Raw genomic sequence first — 15,452 nt, 5'->3', positions numbered from 1 at the left:
CGCCGCTCGCGCGCTAACCTGATGGTTCCGTGTCGAGCGCGTAGCCTGCCGCCCGAACGGTGCGGATGACGTCGATCTCGCCCGGCCCGTTCAGGCTTTTGCGCAGCCTGCGGATGTGCACATCCACCGTCCGCGGCTCGACATGGATGTCGGGCCCCCACACGGCGTCGAGCAGCTCCTCGCGCGAGAACACCCGCCCCGGATGCTGCATGAAGAACTCGAGCAGGCGGAACTCGGTCGGGCCGAGATGGACGCTACGCCCCTGACGCTGAACGCGATGGGCCGCGAGGTCCATTGTGATGTCATGGAACTTGAGCGTGCCCTTCGCCGGTGTGGCGCCCGCGCGGCGCAGCAGGGCGCGGATACGCGCAAGCAGCATGTCCATCTGGAAGGGCTTGGTGATGTAGTCGTCGGCCCCGGTGTTGAGGCCGCGCACCGCATCCGCATCCTCCGCGCGTGCGGTCACCATGATGATGGGCAGGTCGCGCGTTCCCGGCTTGCGGCGTATCTGGCGGCACACTTCGATGCCGGACATCGCGGGGAGCATCCAGTCGAGCAGGACGAGATCGGGCCGGGCCTCGGCGATCTTCGTCAGCGCCTCCTGCCCGTCGCTCGCCTCCTCGACGCGGAAGCCCTGCTTCTCGAGGTTATAACGCAGCATCGTCACGAGCGGCGCCTCGTCCTCGACAATTAGGATCAGCGGTTTCAGCATGCTCGAGATGGTCGCTGCCGTCGCCTGCGAAGGTTCAAGACGCATCGCTCGATCCTCCGACGTCTGCAGCCGCAAGCGACGAGGTGTCACCCTTCGGCCGTTCCCCTTCCGGCTCCTCGCCCACCACGGCGAAATGGATCGTCTCGGCGATGTTGGTCGCGTGATCACCGATCCGCTCGAGGTTCTTGGCGATGAAGAGAAGATGCGTGCAGGGGGTGATGTTGCGCGGGTCCTCCATCATGTAGGTCAGCAGCGTGCGGAAGAGCGAGGAATACATCTCGTCCACCGCCTCGTCGCGGCGCCAGACCGACATCGCCTTCGCCGCATCGTCGGTGGCGAAGGCATCGAGCGTGTCCTTGAGCATCTCCTGCACCATCCGGCCCATCCGCTCGATCGGACCATAGGAGACGGACGGGGGGTTCTGCGCGAGCACGAGCGATCGTTTCGCGACGTTGGCGGCATAGTCGCCGATGCGCTCGAGATCGGAGGCGATCCGCATCGAGCCCACGATCAGCCTCAAGTCGCCCGCCATAGGCTGGCGAAGCGCCAGAAGCTTGACGACGTGGTGCGAGACCTCGCGGTCCATTGCGTCAACCTGCGGGTCGGTCTCGACGACGCGCGTGGCGAGCGCGACGTCACGCTTGACCATCGCCGTGGTCGCGAGCGCGAGCTGGCTCTCGACCATGCCTCCCATGCGGGCGATGATGTCGCGCAGGTGCCGGAGCTCCTCGTCGAAGGATCGTACGGTATGGCCCGCCATGTCGCGCTCCTCTCGATCAGCCGAAGCGGCCGGTGATGTAGTCCTGCGTGCGCTGCGCAAGCGGCCGCGTGAACACTGTCGCGGTCTCGCCGTACTCGATCAGCCGCCCGAGATACATGAAGGCCGTGTTGTCGGAGACGCGCCCGGCCTGCTGCATGTTGTGGGTGACGATGACGATGGTGAACTGGCCGCGGAGCTCGTCGATCAGCTCCTCGATCTTGGCGGTGGCGATCGGGTCGAGAGCGGAACAGGGCTCGTCCATCAGCAGAACCTCCGGGCTGCCGGCGATCGCACGCGCGATGCACAGGCGCTGCTGCTGCCCCCCGGAGAGGCCGAGCGCGCTCTCGTTCAGCCTGTCCTTCACCTCCTCCCACAGGGCAGCACCGCGCAGGCTCTGTTCGACGGTCGCGTCGATCAGCGCCTTGTCGCGGATCCCGTCGACCCGGAGCGGGTAGGCGACATTCTCGTAGATCGACATCGGGAACGGGTTTGGCTTCTGGAACACCATGCCCATCCGCTTGCGGATCGCGATCACGTCCGCCCCGGGAGCATAGATGTCGCTCCCCTCGATCGAGATCCGCCCCTCGATGCGGATGCCGTCGATCAGGTCGTTCATGCGGTTGAGGCAGCGCAGAAGCGTCGACTTGCCGCAGCCGGAAGGGCCGATCAGCGCGGTGACGAGGCCCTTCTCGATCGACATGGTGATGTCGAACAGCGCCTGAGCCGTTCCGCCATACCACAGATTGAAGTTCTTGATCTCGACCGCGGGTGGACCCCCAGCCGTCTTGAGATGGTACACGGTCTGGGGGAAGGTCTCGCCCTGCGGCCGTTCCATCACCTCGGCGTCTGGCATCGCGGACTGTCCTCCACTTTGGTCAGAACTGCGCCCCGGCGAACCGGCGCTTGAGCCGGTTTCGCACAACGATCGCGGTGAGGTTCATCGTGAAGATGAGCGTGATCAGAAGCAGCGTGGTGACAAACACCATCGGCTTGCCGGCCTCGCTGTTCCGGCTCTGGAACCCGACATCGTAGATGTGGAACCCGAGATGCATGAAGCTGCGCTCGAGATGGATGAACGGGAAGAACCCGTCGATCGGGAGTTCCGGCGCGAGCTTCACGACGCCAACCAGCATCAGCGGCGCCACCTCGCCCGCCCCGCGCGCCATCGCAAGGATGATCCCGGTCATGATCCCCGGCATCGCGCGGGGAAGCACGATGTTGCGGATCGTCTGCCATTTCGAGGCGCCGCAGGCGAGGCTGCCCTCGCGCATGCTTCGCGGCACGGCGGCGAGCGCCTCCTCGGTCGCGACGATCACCACAGGCACGGTGAGCAGGGCGAGCGTTAGCGACGCCCAGAGCAGGCCGCCCGTACCGAAGGTCGGGCTCGGCAGGCGCTCGGGATAGAAGAGCTGGTCGATCGAGCCGCCGACGATGTAGGCGAAGAAGCCGAGGCCGAATACGCCATAGACGATCGAGGGCACGCCGGCGAGGTTGTTCACCGAGATCCGCACGATCGAGACGAGCCGGCCCTGGCGCGCGTATTCGCGCAGATAGAGGGCGGTGATCACGCCGAACGGCGTGACGACGATCACGAGCAGGAGCGTCATCGCCACCGTGCCGAAGATCGCGGGCAGGATCCCGCCCTCGGTATTCGCCTCGCGCGGCTCGTCGGTGATGAACTCCGCCCAGCGAGAGAGATAGACGCCGAGCTTGCCGAGAAGCGACAGGTCGTTCGAGGCGACGATGCGAACGACCGAGCCAAGGGGCTGCGTCTTCTCCCGCCCGTTCACCTCGACGAAGGTGATCAGGTCCGCCTCGTGCGCGCGCCGCAGCGCCTGCGCTCGGGCGGCGAGCGCCTCGTACTGCCGCTGCAGCTCCGCCTCACGCTCGGCGAAGCGACGCGCCGCCGCCTCGACCACCGGCCCGCCCTCTGGGTTCTGGAGCTGGACCCGACGAAGCGCGAGGCGCTCCTTCTCGAGATAGTGGTTCACCGTGCCGATCTCGCCGCGCTCGATCCGCCTGATCTCGGCCCAGCGCTCGCGTGCAGCGCGATGCGCCTCCGCGAGCGCCGGGTCGCGCGGTGAGGTGACGGTCACGGTCTGGCCATCGCGGCTGAAGGAGCGGATCGTCCCGACGAAGACGCCCCACTCCTGCCGCTCGGCGAGCATCATCTCGGGCGGACGTCTCGTCTCGGCGCGCTCGTAGGCCGGCACCCACTGGAAGTCGTCGCCATAGAGGTCGAAATTGCCGGTGCGCAGAAGCGTCCGCTCCGCAAGACCGCCCGCCTGGGCGATGATCTCGCGCTGCCTTGGCGAGAGGGTGTCGAGCACCTCGGGCCCCGGGCGGAACACCTGGCTCCGGGTCGGTTCGCCCGCGACCATGGTTCCGTCAGCGAGCCGAACGACCTCGATTGGCCTCGGCCAGAACGTCACGATTCCGTTCCAGAAGACGAGCACGAGGAAGGCGAGGATCATCACGATGCCGAGGGCAAGCGCGCCGCCGAGCAACCAGAGCGAGGGTTCGCCCTGGTTCTGAAGGTCGATGGGGCGGGTCGCTCCGGCTGTTGCCTTGCGCGCTTCCGCGACCGCCGCCCGGGCGGCCGCCTGCGTTCGGGCCGTCGTGACAATGGCATCCATCGCCATCGGGCTTGCTCCCCCTCCCTGGTTCAGAGGCTCGCCGCGCGGCGGCGGAAGCGCTGGCGTATCACCTCGGCCATGGTGTTGATCACGAACGTCATCGCGAACAGGACGAGGGCGGCGAGGAACAGCATCCGGTAGAGCGTGCTGTCACGCACCGCCTCCGGCAGTTCGACGGCGATGTTGGCCGAGAGGGCACGTAGCCCGTTGAAGATGTTCCACTCCATGATCGGCGTGTTGCCGGCCGCCATCACCACGATCATCGTCTCGCCGACCGCCCGGCCCATCCCGATCATCACCGCGGCGAACACGCCACTTGCGGCGGTGGGCAGGATCACGCGCGTCGCGGTCTGCCACGCCGTCGCACCGCAGGCGAGCGAGGCGGCGCGGAGGTGCTCCGGCACGCTGTTCAGCGCATCTTCGCTGATCGTGTAGATGATCGGGATCACCGCGAACCCCATTGCGAACCCGACGACCAGCGTGTTGCGCTGCACGTAGGTGCCAACGATCCCGCCACGAGGATCGTAACCGAAAGAGGCGAGCAGGGTCGCGACGACCCAGGCGAGCGTAACGCCGGCGGCGAGGATCAACACCCACCGCAGGAAGGCGAAGCCGCCGACACGCAGCCGCGTTCCGGCGCCGACCAGCGCCGCGATCCGGTCCTCGAGGAAGCGCCGCGTCAGCCAGCTCGCGAGGAACACGCCAAGCGGGGTGAGGATCATCGTCGTGAAGCCGATGCCGTCGCCGCGCGTGCCGTCGAGCCACAGCTTGATGTCGCCCGCGAACACCAGAGCCTCGAGTGCATCGCCGAGCCACAGCGAGGCCTGGAAGCCGATGGCGAGAAAGACGAACATGAGCACGAATTTCGGCAGGCCCCCGAAGCGGAGCGTGATCGACCGCGGCAGGACCTGCCACGCATAGGCCGCGAGCAGCAGCGAGATCGGCAGCGCGACGAAGATCATCAGCACCGCCGCGATCCACTGCTCGACGATCGGCGCGAGGATCAGGGCGGCGATGAAGCCGAGCACGACGGAGGGAAGTGAGGCCATCATCTCCATCGCCGGCTTGACCACGGCACGCACGCGCGGGTCAACGAACTCGCTCGTGTAGATCGCCCCCATCAGAGCGATCGGAAGCGCGAACAGAAGCGCATAGACGGTGGCTTTCACGGTGCCGAAGATCAGCGGCACGAGGCTCAGTTTCGGCTCGAACTGGTCGGTTCCGGCGGAGGACTGCCAGGTGAAGGTCGGTCCCTGATACCCCTCGTACCAGACCTTGCCGAAGATCGTCTGCAGCGTCGTTTCCGGGTGCGGAACGTCGACGTTCCAGAAGCTCGTCCTGCCGTCGGCGGCGATCGCGAGAACGCCATCGGCACGCGGGGTGAGCATCAGCGCGGCATAGCCGCCAGCGGGGCGGTCCTTGTCGAGGCGGAGCAGGACCTGGTTCGAGGTGGTGTGACGAAGCCACACCGCGCCGTCGGCGTCCGCCGTCACGAAGCTCTTGCCACGCTGCCCGGCCGAGAGGGCGCGCACCGCGTTGCCGTGCGGCTCGAGAACATGGGCGCGAACGAGCGCATAGCCGTCGCTCGTGCCGGCATCCCGACGCTCGAGCGTGAACCAGGCATCGACCGTGCCGCGCGAGCCTGTGACGATCAGCGTCTGTTCGCCGATCAGGAAGTAGAAGCCGGTGAGCTCCTCGCCCTCGGCCAGGACACGAACCCGTTCGGCAAGCCGAGGCGCGTTGAAGTCACGCGTGTCGTAGCGGTAGACGACCCCCTCCCGGGTGGCGACGAGCACCTGGTCGGCCTTCTCGGTCAACAGAATGCCCTTGATCTCGAGGCCAGGGCTGAGCTCCGGCAGCGTGGCGCTGGTCACCGTCGTGCGCACCTGCCGCGTCAGCATGTTGATCCGGCTCTCGGCGCGCGACAGCCGGATGATGCCGTCGGCATCGGCGGTGACGAAGGAGCGAGTCGGCCGCTCGACCGTGCCGCCGACGCGGTAATCGGCCGCGACGATCGCGGCATTCGAGATCTTCTGCGGCGCATCGAGCGTGGCAGCGACCTCGACCCGGCGGAACTGATTGCCGGGGATCCGCGAGAACACGGCGGATCCGTTCGTCCCGTCGCGCTCGTCAAGCTGCCTGAGCCCGGCCGGCACGGCATCGGGCAGCAGGATCGCGGTCGTGAACCGAAGCGTGGCGAAGCGGATCGTTCCGTCGGCGAAGCCGAAGATCAGATTGTCGCGCGCGAGCGTGCGGCCGAACGCGGTCGGCACGCGCCCCCCCAAGTCGAAGCCCCTCGCCTCGATCGGCGCGCCGGTCTGGGCATGGAAGGCGGTGATGCTGCCGTCGCCCGCGAGCACGACCGCGACGGTCTTGTGCTCGTCGACATTGGCCATCAGCACGCCGGTCGGCGCGAGGGGAACCGTGAAGCTGCGCGCGCTCTCAATCCGCCCGCCGGTGAAGAGGGGTACGACCACCTGGGCGAGGAAAACCATGATCGCGGCGACGGCGAAGATCACGAACAGCCCGCCGACGGTAATCGACCAGTCGGCGAGACGATCGACGACAATGACGCTGCGTCGTGTCTGCCGGTTCTGCCGTATGGGCGGGCGCGCGCGGGTGGCGGGCACATCAACGGTCGCCTGGTCGCTCATCCAACCCCTCGCTCACGCTCTAGCAAACCCGCAGCATCCGGACCGACCCGGTCACCACCCCGCGCGCGCCCGAGGGCCCGCACCCAACCCGCGACCGGGCCGTCGCGAGGGGGCGACAGCCCGCCCCCTCGCCACGTTCACTACTCGATGATGCGCTTGGCGCGGAGGTCCTCCTGCGCGATCGCGTTCGTCACCGGCAGGTAGCCGTCCTTCACGGTCGCCTCCTGGCCCTGGCGGGAGTAGACGAACCGGATGAACTCCCGCCGCAGCGGATCGAGCGGCTGGTTCGGGTTCACGTTGACATAGATGTAGAGGAAGCGGCTCAGCGGATAGTCACCCGAGTATACGTTCTCGGGCTCGACGCCGTAGCAGGTCGCGCCGGGACGCGCCGCGAGCGGCACCGGGCGCACGTCGGCGGTTCGGTAGCCGATGCCGGAGTAGCCGATCGCGAAACGGTCCGACGCCACGCCCTGGACCACCGTCGACGACCCGGGCTGTTCCTTGACGCTGTCGCGGTAGTCGCCGTTGAAGAGCGCGGCTTCCTTGAAATAGCCGTAGGTGCCGGAGGCGCTGTTGCGCCCATAGAGGCTGATCGGCCGGTTCGCCCACTCGCCCGTGAGCCCGAGCTGCCCCCAGGTGTTGATCTCGGTCGGGTGCCCGCCGCGACGCGTCTTCGAAAAGATCGCATCGACCTGCTGCATCGTCAGGCACTGGATCGGGTTGTCCTTGTGGACATAGACGGCGAGTGCGTCGACGGCGCCGCGGATCGCGCTCGGCGGATAGCCGAAGCGCTGCGTGAAGGCATCGATCTCGCGCTGGTTCATCGGCCGGCTCATCGGGCCGAACTGCGCGGTGCCCGCGATCAGCGCCGGCGGCGCCGTCGAGCTTCCCTTGCCTTCGATCTCGATCCGAACGTTCGGGTAGATCGCCTGGAACCCCTCGCTCCAGAGGGTCATCAGGTTGTTCAGGGTATCAGACCCGATCGACTTCAGATTTCCGGAGATCCCGGGCACCGGCCGGTAGACCGGCAGCTCCGGATCGATCTGGATGGCCTGGGCCATCGCGCCCGTCGAGAAGACGGTTGCGGCCACGGCCGCGAGCAGGGTTCTCCTCACCTCAGGTCCTCCATCGGCTGCTGTGTGCGTGGCTCACTTGGGGAGGTCGCATGCCGCCCCCGCCCTTAGTGCCAACGCCACTCTATCGACCGCTCCGAGACACCAAGATTGCAGTCTGATGAAGCTTCGATGACAGTTCCCAGGCGCGCTGATCGCGGTCGCGGCACCGCGCCCGAAGCGCCGCATGATTGCCTCGCGGCCAAGGCGCCGAGTAGTGTTCCATGCTCAGGGAGAAGGCACCCGGTCGGCCGTCGTGCTGCGCTGCGGCGTCGGAGCGGGTGTCTCGGCCCAGCGCGAGGGCATGCGGCTGCAAGGGAAGAGAGGCATGACCGTCGCTGCGGTGCTGAAGCAGAAGGGCGAATCGATCATCTCCGTCGGCCCCACCACCCCCTGCGTCAGGACCGCCGAGATCATCGCCGCGCAGCGCATCGGCGCGCTCGTGGTAATGGACGACGACAACGCCCTGCTCGGCATCGTCAGCGAGCGGGACGTGGTCAAGGCGATCGCCCGTCACCGGGAGAAGGCGCTGAGCCTGACGGCGGCCGAGTTGATGACGCCGAACCCGGTTGTGGCGACCCCCGAGACGACCGTGGGCGAGGCCATGGAGATGATGGACCGCGGCTATTTCCGGCACCTTCCGGTGATGCGGGACGGCAAACCAGCCGGCATCATCTCGATCCGCGATCTCGTGAAGTATCGGATGATGCAGCAGCAGAATGACGTCGAGACGCTGACGTCTTCTGTCTGGCGTGCCGGGACGTGAGGGCGTTACGGCGCCATCGTCCCGCCTGAGCCGGGTGCTGGCACTGAGCCGTTGACTGGCTGACCACTGACGGCGCCAATCGGCTGGCCACCCGAGGTGGTCGGAGCGGCGGGATTTGAACCCACGACCCCCAGTCCCCCAGACTGATGCGCTACCAGGCTGCGCTACGCTCCGACAGCGGGAGCAATGGCGCGACGGGGCAAGCCTGTCAACGCTTCGGCAGGCGCCCTTCGTCGCAGCTCACTCGCTCTGAGCGGGCCGATCGATCAGGGCGCGGATCGCCTTCAGCTCCGCCAGAACCTCGGCGAGCACAGCCCGAAGCCTCGCCTCGCGGCCCTCGGCCGCGGCCGGAGCCACCGCGCGTTCGGCGCGCACGCGGATCACCGGCTTGACGCTGCGGCTTCGCTCGGCCTCGGCGCTGCCCGCGGGCATGCCGGGGAGAGCGAGCTGCGGCTTCTCCTCCACCGCCTCCGCCTGCGGCTCGCCGATGTCCTCTGCCGGCGCCCGCTCCTCCTCGCCGCCTTCGCGAAGAAGGCGCTGCACACCCTTGATCGTGTAGCCCTGGATGTAGAGCAGGTCACTGATCTTGCGGAGAAGCTCGACGTCCTCGGGTCGGTAGTAGCGACGGCCGCCGCCGCGCTTCAGCGGCTTGAGCTGTGGGAACTTCGTCTCCCAGAACCGGAGGACATGCTGCGGAATATGAAGATCGTCGGCCACCTCGCTGATCGTGCGAAAGGCGGACGGTGCCTTGCGCCCGCTCCCGCGCAAGGCCGGCGGGTCCGCGCTCATGCATCGTCCTCTGCCGGCGCGGCCTGCCCGTTGACCCGTGCCTTCAACACCTGGCTCGGCCGGAACACCAGCACCTTGCGCGGCAGGATCGGCACCTCCACCCCGGTCTTGGGGTTGCGGCCGATGCGTCGCCCCTTCTGCCGGACCGCGAAGGTGCCGAAGGAGGAGATCTTCACGGGCTGCCCAGCCTCCAGGGCGCTTGCGACGATCTCGAGCACCATCTCGACGAGCTGCGCCGATTCGTTCCGGGAAAGCCCGACCTGCTCGTACACCGCTTGGGCGAGCTGCGCGCGTGTGACTGTGCTTCCCGCCATGCCGCCCCCGCCGAGGATAACCGTTGCCGCAGGTAAGTCTTTGCGATGACGTTACCAGCGCGGGTCTCGGCGCGTCAAGCCGCCGCCCCGAGCCGAATTCAGGAAGATCAGACCGTTAGGATGGCAGGCGCCGACTCCACCGCAACAGCGGCGCGCGGGAGCGGTTTCCGCCGGGGAGCAAAGCGCACTACTCTCCAGCGGCAGCGCCGGAACATCGGACAGCATGCCGAAGCGTTTGGACATGCGCATCGCCACCTGGAACCTCAACAGCGTGCGCGCCCGCAGGCAGCACCTGCTCGACTGGCTGGGCCGGCCGGAGGCCCCAGACATCGTGCTGCTGCAGGAGTTGAAGGTCGAGGAGCAGGGCTTCCCATTGCTGGAGGTCCGCTCGGCCGGCTATCACGCCCTTGTCCACGGCCAGAAGGCGTACAACGGTGTCGCGATCCTCTCCCGCACACCTCTGGCGGAGCGTCGGCGCTCCCTGCCCGGGGATGACGACGATGCCCAGGCCCGCTATCTCGAGGCTGAGGCAGGCCCGCTCGTGATCGCCTGCGTCTACTGCCCGAACGGCAACCCGGTCGGCACCGAGAAGTTCGCCTACAAGCAGGCGTGGATGGACCGCCTCGCCCGCCATGCGGAGGCGCTGCTCGCGACCGAGCGCCCGGTGGTGATCGGCGGCGACTGGAACATCTGCCCGACCGAGGCGGATGTGTGGGACGAGCGGGCGATGGCGGGCGATGCGCTGTGCCAGCCGCAGAGCCGCGCCGCATGGCGGCGGCTGCTCTGGCAGGGCTGGACCGATTCGTGGCGGGCGCTCAACCCTCTTCCCGCGCGGGGCTATACCTATTGGGACTACCAAGGCGGCGCCTGGCAGCAGGATCACGGCCTCCGGATCGATGCCCTGCTCTTGAGCCCCACGGCGGCCGAGCGCCTCACGGAAGCGGGGGTAGACCGCACCCCGCGCGGCTGGGACAGCCCCTCCGACCACACCCCCGTCTGGTGCGTGCTCGACGACGCGCCATGAGCGAGGCGGCAGCCCTCACGGAGGCTCGTCTCCAAGTCTCCAAGACGGGCGCAAGAACCGCCTGACGGCGCGCGGCTGCGGCGCGCAGGTCAGCGCCGCGCGAGCCGCCTTCGTCTTCGGCGGGCGCGCCGGCACGGCCGCGGCGGACCGATCCTCCGGGCGCCCGCCGCGGGTGCGCGACGCCGCCTCAGAGGTCGGCGTAGACGTGCCCCTCCTGCGCCGCGCCGGGGTGCGTCACCGCCCCCTCATGCGCCGGGCCGACGAGCTGGGCGTATTTCCAGAGAGCGCCGGAGCGGTAAATGGTCTCGCGCGGCTTCCACGCTGCCCGGCGCGCGGCGAGCTCGGCGTCTGTCAGCAGCACATCGAGCGTGCCGGCGGCGGCGTCGATCACGATCCGGTCGCCGTTGCGCAGAAGGCCGATCGGCCCGCCAACGGCCGCCTCGGGCGAGACGTGGCCGATGCAGAAGCCGCGCGTCGCGCCGGAGAAGCGCCCGTCGGTGATGAGCGCCACCTTTTCGCCCATCCCCTGGCCATAGATCGCGGAGGTGGTCGAGAGCATCTCGCGCATGCCAGGGCCGCCCTTCGGCCCTTCATAGCGGATCACGATCACGTCCCCCTCCTGGTAGGCGCGCTCGCGCACCGCGGCGAAGGCGTCCTCCTCGCAGTCGAAACACAGGGCGCGGCCTTCGAAGCGGAGGTTCTTCATCCCGGCGATCTTCACGATTGCCCCGTCCGGGGCGAGATTGCCTTTGAGCCCGACGACCCCGCCCGTGGTCGAAATCGGGTTCGAGACCGGCCGCACCACGTCCTGGTCGGTCGGGAACACCACGTCCTTGTGGTTCTCGGCAAGCGTGCGGCCCGTCACGGTCAGGCAGTCGCCGTGCAACAGCCCGGCATCGAGCAGCGCCTTGATGATCACCGGAACGCCGCCGATCCGGTGCACGTCGAGCGCGACATAACGCCCCCCTGGCTTGAGGTCGGCGATGTGCGGGGTTGCGCGCATGATCCGCGCCACGTCCTCGAGGGTGAAGCGTATCCCCGCCTCGTGGGCGATCGCGGGCAGGTGAAGCGCGGCGTTGGTCGAGCCACCGGTGGCGCCGACGATCATCGCCGCGTTCTCGAGCGCCTTGCGGGTGACGATGTCGCGCGGCCGGATGTTGTTCTTGAGGAGCTCGACGACCGCGATGCCCGACTTCACCGCGAAGGCGTCGCGCTCCTCGAAGGGAGCGGGCGCGCCGGCAGAGCCCGGCAGGGCGAGGCCGATCACCTCCGAGACGCAGGCCATGGTGTTGGCGGTGAACTGGCCACCGCAGGCGCCGGCGCCCGGGCAGGCGACCTGCTCGAGCTCCTCGAGCTCGGCATCGGTGAGATTGCCGGCCGCGTGCTGGCCGACCGCCTCGAACACGTCGAGCACGGTCACGTCCCTGCCCCTCCAGGTGCCGGGCAGGATCGATCCGCCATACATGAACACGGAGGGGATGTTGAGACGCACCATCGCCATCATCACGCCGGGAAGCGTCTTGTCGCAGCCGGCAAGCCCGACGAGCGCGTCATAACCGTGGCCACGCACCGTGAGCTCGATCGAGTCGGCGATCACCTCGCGCGAGGCGAGTGACGACTTCATCCCCTGGTGGCCCATGGCGATGCCATCGGTCACGGTGATGGTGGTGAACTCGCGCGGTGTCGCCCCGGCTTCGGCCACGCCGCGCTTGACGCTCTGCGCCTGGCGGGAGAGCGCGATGTTGCAGGGGGCGGCCTCGTTCCAGCAGGTGGCCACACCGACGAACGGGGCGGCGATCTCCTCTTTCGTCAGCCCCATCGCATAGTAGTAGCTTCGGTGCGGCGCGCGGTCGGGCCCGACGGTCGAATGCCTGCTCGGCAGGCGGGACTTGTCCCAGGTCATCTTGCTCACGAGTCGTTCCCTCTCCGTATCCTGTCAGACCGCGATCCGCGCAAGCGCTGCCTCGAGCCGCGCTGCGGTCGCCTCCGCCGCGGCGCGCTTGCGGCGCGTCTCCTCCACCACCTCCTCCGCCGCACGCGAGACGAAGGCAGGGTTGGCGAGCTTCTGGTCGAGCTTGCGGATCTCCTCACGCTGCTTCGCGATCTCGCGGCCGAGGCGGGCGCGTTCGGCGGCGAGGTCGATCACCCCGGCAAGCGGCAGCACGACCGTCGCCTCCCCGACCACGCCCTGGGCGGCACCTTTGGGCACCTCGCCCTCGAGCGGGGTGATGTCGGACAGGCGCGCGAGCCTCAGGATCGGCTCTTTCCAGCGTTCGAGCCGCGCAAGCGTCTCGCCATGCGCATCCTTCAGGTGGGTGGTGATCTCGCGCGCGGGCGGCACCCCCATCTCCGAGCGGATGGCGCGGAGCTCGGAGACGAGAGCGATCACCCACCCGACTTCCGCCTCCGCGGCCGGGTCGCGCGGCAGCGACGCCGCGTCCGGCCACGGCTCGGTCATCAGCGTGCGCCGCCCCTCGCAGGCGCCGGGGCCCCGGTCGGCGAGCGCGTGCCATAGCTCCTCCGTCAGGAAGGGCTGGACCGGGTGCAGCAGCGCGAGCACCGTGTCGAGAACGAAGGCGGCGGTCGCCCGTGTCTCCTCCTTCTGCGGCCCGTCGGGCCCGATCAGCGCGGGCTTGGCGAGCTCGAGATACCAGTCGCAGAACGTTCCCCAGACGAACTGGTAGAGCCCGCCCGTGTAGAGGTCGAAGCGGAACTCCTCGAGCGCGCGCGTTGCACCCGAGCCGGCCTCCGCGAGCGCGCCGATGATCCAGCGGTTCAGCGTCATCTGCGCCGAAGCAGGGTCCCACCCCGGCACGGGAGCGCAGGCATGCATCTGGCAGAAACGCGCCGCGTTCCAGAGCTTGGTGCCGAAATTGCGGTAGCCCTCGACGCGCTCGCGCGAGAGCTTCACGTCGCGCCCTTGGCTCTCCATCGCCGCGAGCGTGAAGCGGAGCGCATCGGCGCCATAGGCCTCGATCAGATCGAGCGGGTCGATGACGTTGCCTTTCGACTTCGACATCTTCTGCCCGCGCTCGTCGCGCACAAGCCCGTGCACGTAGACGGTGCGGAAGGGAACCTCGCCCATGAAGTGGATCCCCATCATCATCATCCGGGCGACCCAGAAGAAGATGATGTCGAAGCCGGTGACGAGCACATCGCCCGGGTAGTAGCGCGCAAGCTCCGCGGTCCGCTCCGGCCAGCCGAGCGTCGAGAACGGCCAGAGAGCGGACGAGAACCAGGTGTCGAGCACGTCGGGGTCGCGCGTGAGCTCGACCTCGTGGCCATAGGCCTCGGCCGCGTCGCGCTTCGCCTCCTCCTCAGAATGCGCGACGAAGATACGGCCGTCCGGCGCGTACCACGCCGGGATCTGGTGCCCCCACCAGAGCTGGCGGGAGACGCACCAGGGCTCTATCTCGCGCATCCAGGCGAAGAAGGTGTTCTCCCAGGCGCGCGGCACGAACACCGTGCGCCCGCTCGAGACGGCCTCGATCGCCGGCCCCGCAAGCGCCTTCGCATCGACGAACCACTGGTCCGTGAGGTAGGGCTCGATCACGACTCCGGAACGGTCGCCGTGCGGAACCATGTGGGTGTGCGGCTCGGCCTTCGCGAGCAGGCCGGCCGCCTCGAGGTCGGCCACGATCGCCTGCCGCGCGGCGAAGCGATCGAGCCCGCGATAGGCGGCCGGGACCTCCGGGATGTCGGCAAGCCGCGCATCCGGGTCGAAGATGTTGAGAAGCGGCAGGCCATGCCGGCGGCCGACCTCGAAGTCGTTGAAGTCATGGGCGGGCGTGATCTTCACCGCACCGGTTCCCTTCTCCGGGTCGGAGTAGGCATCGGCGATGATCGGGATGCGCCGGCCGGAGAGCGGCAGGATCGCCTCGCGCCCGACGAGGTGGCGATAGCGCGCGTCATCGGGGTGAACCGCGACCGCCGTGTCCCCGAGCATCGTCTCCGGCCGGGTGGTGGCGACCGTGATCGAGAGCCCCTCCTCGCCGGCGATCGGATAGCGGATGTGCCAGAGTGTGCCCTTCACCTCGCGGTTCTCGACCTCGAGGTCGGAGATCGCGGAGTGGAACTTCGGGTCCCAGTTGACGAGCCGCTTGGCGCGGTAGAGCAGCCCCTCGCGGTAGAGCCGGACGAACACCTCCGTCACCGCCCGCGAGAGGCCCTCATCGAGGGTGAACCGCTCGCGCGTCCAGTCGAGCGAGGCGCCGAGGCGTCGAAGCTGGCGCGTGATCGTGCCCCCCGACTGCGCCTTCCACTCCCACACGCGGCTGATGAAGGCCTCGCGGCCGAGCTCCTGCGACCGGATGCCTTCGGCGGCGAGCATTCGGTCGACCACCATCTGCGTCGCGATCCCCGCATGGTCGGTTCCGGGGAGCCAAAGCACATCGTCCCCCTTCATCCGGCGCCAGCGGATCAGGATGTCCTGAAGCGTGTTGTTGAGCGCATGGCCCATGTGCAGGCTGCCGGTGACGTTCGGCGGCGGGATGACGATGCAGAAGGGGCGCGCGCTGCTCGAAGGATTGGCGCCGAACAGGCCCGAACGCTCCCAGCGCGCGTAGTGGCGCGCCTCGACGTCGGCGTGGGGGAAGGTCTTGTCCAGCATGGCTCCGGCCAGGGGGTGCAGCAGCGTCACGGGCGCGGATTGGGCGGGCAGCGGACTGCCCCGTCAAGCGCCCCCA

General features: G+C 68.4%; 12 protein-coding genes and 1 tRNA gene. 2 read left to right on the top strand and 11 right to left on the bottom strand.

Translation table 11 applies throughout. The annotated features are described in order from the left end of the window. Window positions 1-13: 13 nt before the first annotated feature. The 6 genes from phoB to KO353_RS01235 form a co-directional block, all read right to left on the bottom strand. Window positions 14-757, bottom strand: a complete 744-nt coding sequence (gene phoB, locus KO353_RS01260; RefSeq protein ID WP_235691973.1) for a phosphate regulon transcriptional regulator PhoB — start codon at window positions 755-757, stop codon at window positions 14-16. Further along, window positions 747-1,472 carry a phosphate signaling complex protein PhoU gene (gene phoU, locus KO353_RS01255; protein WP_218285977.1) on the bottom strand — a complete coding sequence of 242 codons (726 nt, stop codon included), beginning with the start codon at window positions 1,470-1,472 and terminating at the stop codon, window positions 747-749. Before phoU ends, phoB begins: the two co-directional genes overlap by 11 nt. 16 nt (window positions 1,473-1,488) lie before the next feature. After that, window positions 1,489-2,325: a phosphate ABC transporter ATP-binding protein PstB gene (gene pstB, locus KO353_RS01250; protein WP_235691972.1), complete on the bottom strand. Its 837-nt coding sequence runs from the start codon at window positions 2,323-2,325 to the stop codon at window positions 1,489-1,491. 22 nt (window positions 2,326-2,347) lie between these two features. After that, a complete protein-coding gene (pstA, locus tag KO353_RS01245; protein WP_235691971.1) occupies window positions 2,348-4,114 on the bottom strand; it encodes a phosphate ABC transporter permease PstA in 1,767 nt (588 codons plus the stop codon). A gap of 23 nt (window positions 4,115-4,137) precedes the next feature. Continuing rightward, window positions 4,138-6,762, bottom strand: a complete 2,625-nt coding sequence (locus tag KO353_RS01240; protein ID WP_218285976.1) for an ABC transporter permease subunit — start codon at window positions 6,760-6,762, stop codon at window positions 4,138-4,140. A 140-nt stretch (window positions 6,763-6,902) separates the two neighbouring features. Beyond that, window positions 6,903-7,877 carry a PstS family phosphate ABC transporter substrate-binding protein gene (locus KO353_RS01235; RefSeq protein WP_235691970.1) on the bottom strand — a complete coding sequence of 325 codons (975 nt, stop codon included), beginning with the start codon at window positions 7,875-7,877 and terminating at the stop codon, window positions 6,903-6,905. A 325-nt stretch (window positions 7,878-8,202) separates the two neighbouring features. On the opposite strand from KO353_RS01235, the gene KO353_RS01230 reads away from it, so the two are divergent. Further along, on the top strand, window positions 8,203-8,640 hold the full coding sequence (locus KO353_RS01230; protein WP_218285975.1) for a CBS domain-containing protein: 438 nt from the start codon (window positions 8,203-8,205) through the stop codon (window positions 8,638-8,640). 97 nt (window positions 8,641-8,737) lie between these two features. On the opposite strand, the gene KO353_RS01225 is transcribed toward KO353_RS01230, so the two are convergent. The 3 genes from KO353_RS01225 to KO353_RS01215 all read right to left on the bottom strand — a co-directional run bounded on the left by KO353_RS01225 (window position 8,738) and on the right by KO353_RS01215 (window position 9,743). Next, a tRNA-Pro gene (locus KO353_RS01225) sits at window positions 8,738-8,814 on the bottom strand. 66 nt (window positions 8,815-8,880) lie between these two features. Next, window positions 8,881-9,357 (bottom strand): MerR family transcriptional regulator, encoded by a 477-nt coding sequence (locus KO353_RS01220; RefSeq protein ID WP_328774488.1) that lies wholly within the window; start codon window positions 9,355-9,357, stop codon window positions 8,881-8,883. Between the two features lie 68 nt (window positions 9,358-9,425). Next, window positions 9,426-9,743 (bottom strand): integration host factor subunit alpha, encoded by a 318-nt coding sequence (locus KO353_RS01215; RefSeq protein ID WP_218285973.1) that lies wholly within the window; start codon window positions 9,741-9,743, stop codon window positions 9,426-9,428. Between the two features lie 223 nt (window positions 9,744-9,966). On the opposite strand from KO353_RS01215, the gene KO353_RS01210 reads away from it, so the two are divergent. Then, the gene (locus KO353_RS01210) at window positions 9,967-10,767 is read left to right on the top strand and encodes an exodeoxyribonuclease III (RefSeq protein ID WP_235691969.1); all 801 of its coding nucleotides are present in this window, start codon (window positions 9,967-9,969) and stop codon (window positions 10,765-10,767) included. A 187-nt stretch (window positions 10,768-10,954) separates the two neighbouring features. On the opposite strand, the gene ilvD is transcribed toward KO353_RS01210, so the two are convergent. Both ilvD and KO353_RS01200 read right to left on the bottom strand, forming a co-directional pair. Continuing rightward, window positions 10,955-12,670: a dihydroxy-acid dehydratase gene (gene ilvD, locus KO353_RS01205; protein ID WP_218287208.1), complete on the bottom strand. Its 1,716-nt coding sequence runs from the start codon at window positions 12,668-12,670 to the stop codon at window positions 10,955-10,957. Window positions 12,671-12,703: 33 nt separating this feature from the next. Continuing rightward, complete coding sequence (locus KO353_RS01200) at window positions 12,704-15,376, bottom strand: valine--tRNA ligase (RefSeq protein ID WP_218285972.1); 2,673 nt, start codon at window positions 15,374-15,376, stop codon at window positions 12,704-12,706. Between the last annotated feature and the right edge of the window lie 76 nt (window positions 15,377-15,452).

The organism is Elioraea tepida (assembly GCF_019203965.1).
GTDB lineage: Bacteria > Pseudomonadota > Alphaproteobacteria > Acetobacterales > Acetobacteraceae > Elioraea_A > Elioraea_A tepida.
Note: the sequence above shows the minus strand (reverse complement) of the source record. Positions and strands in the feature narration are given on the sequence as shown.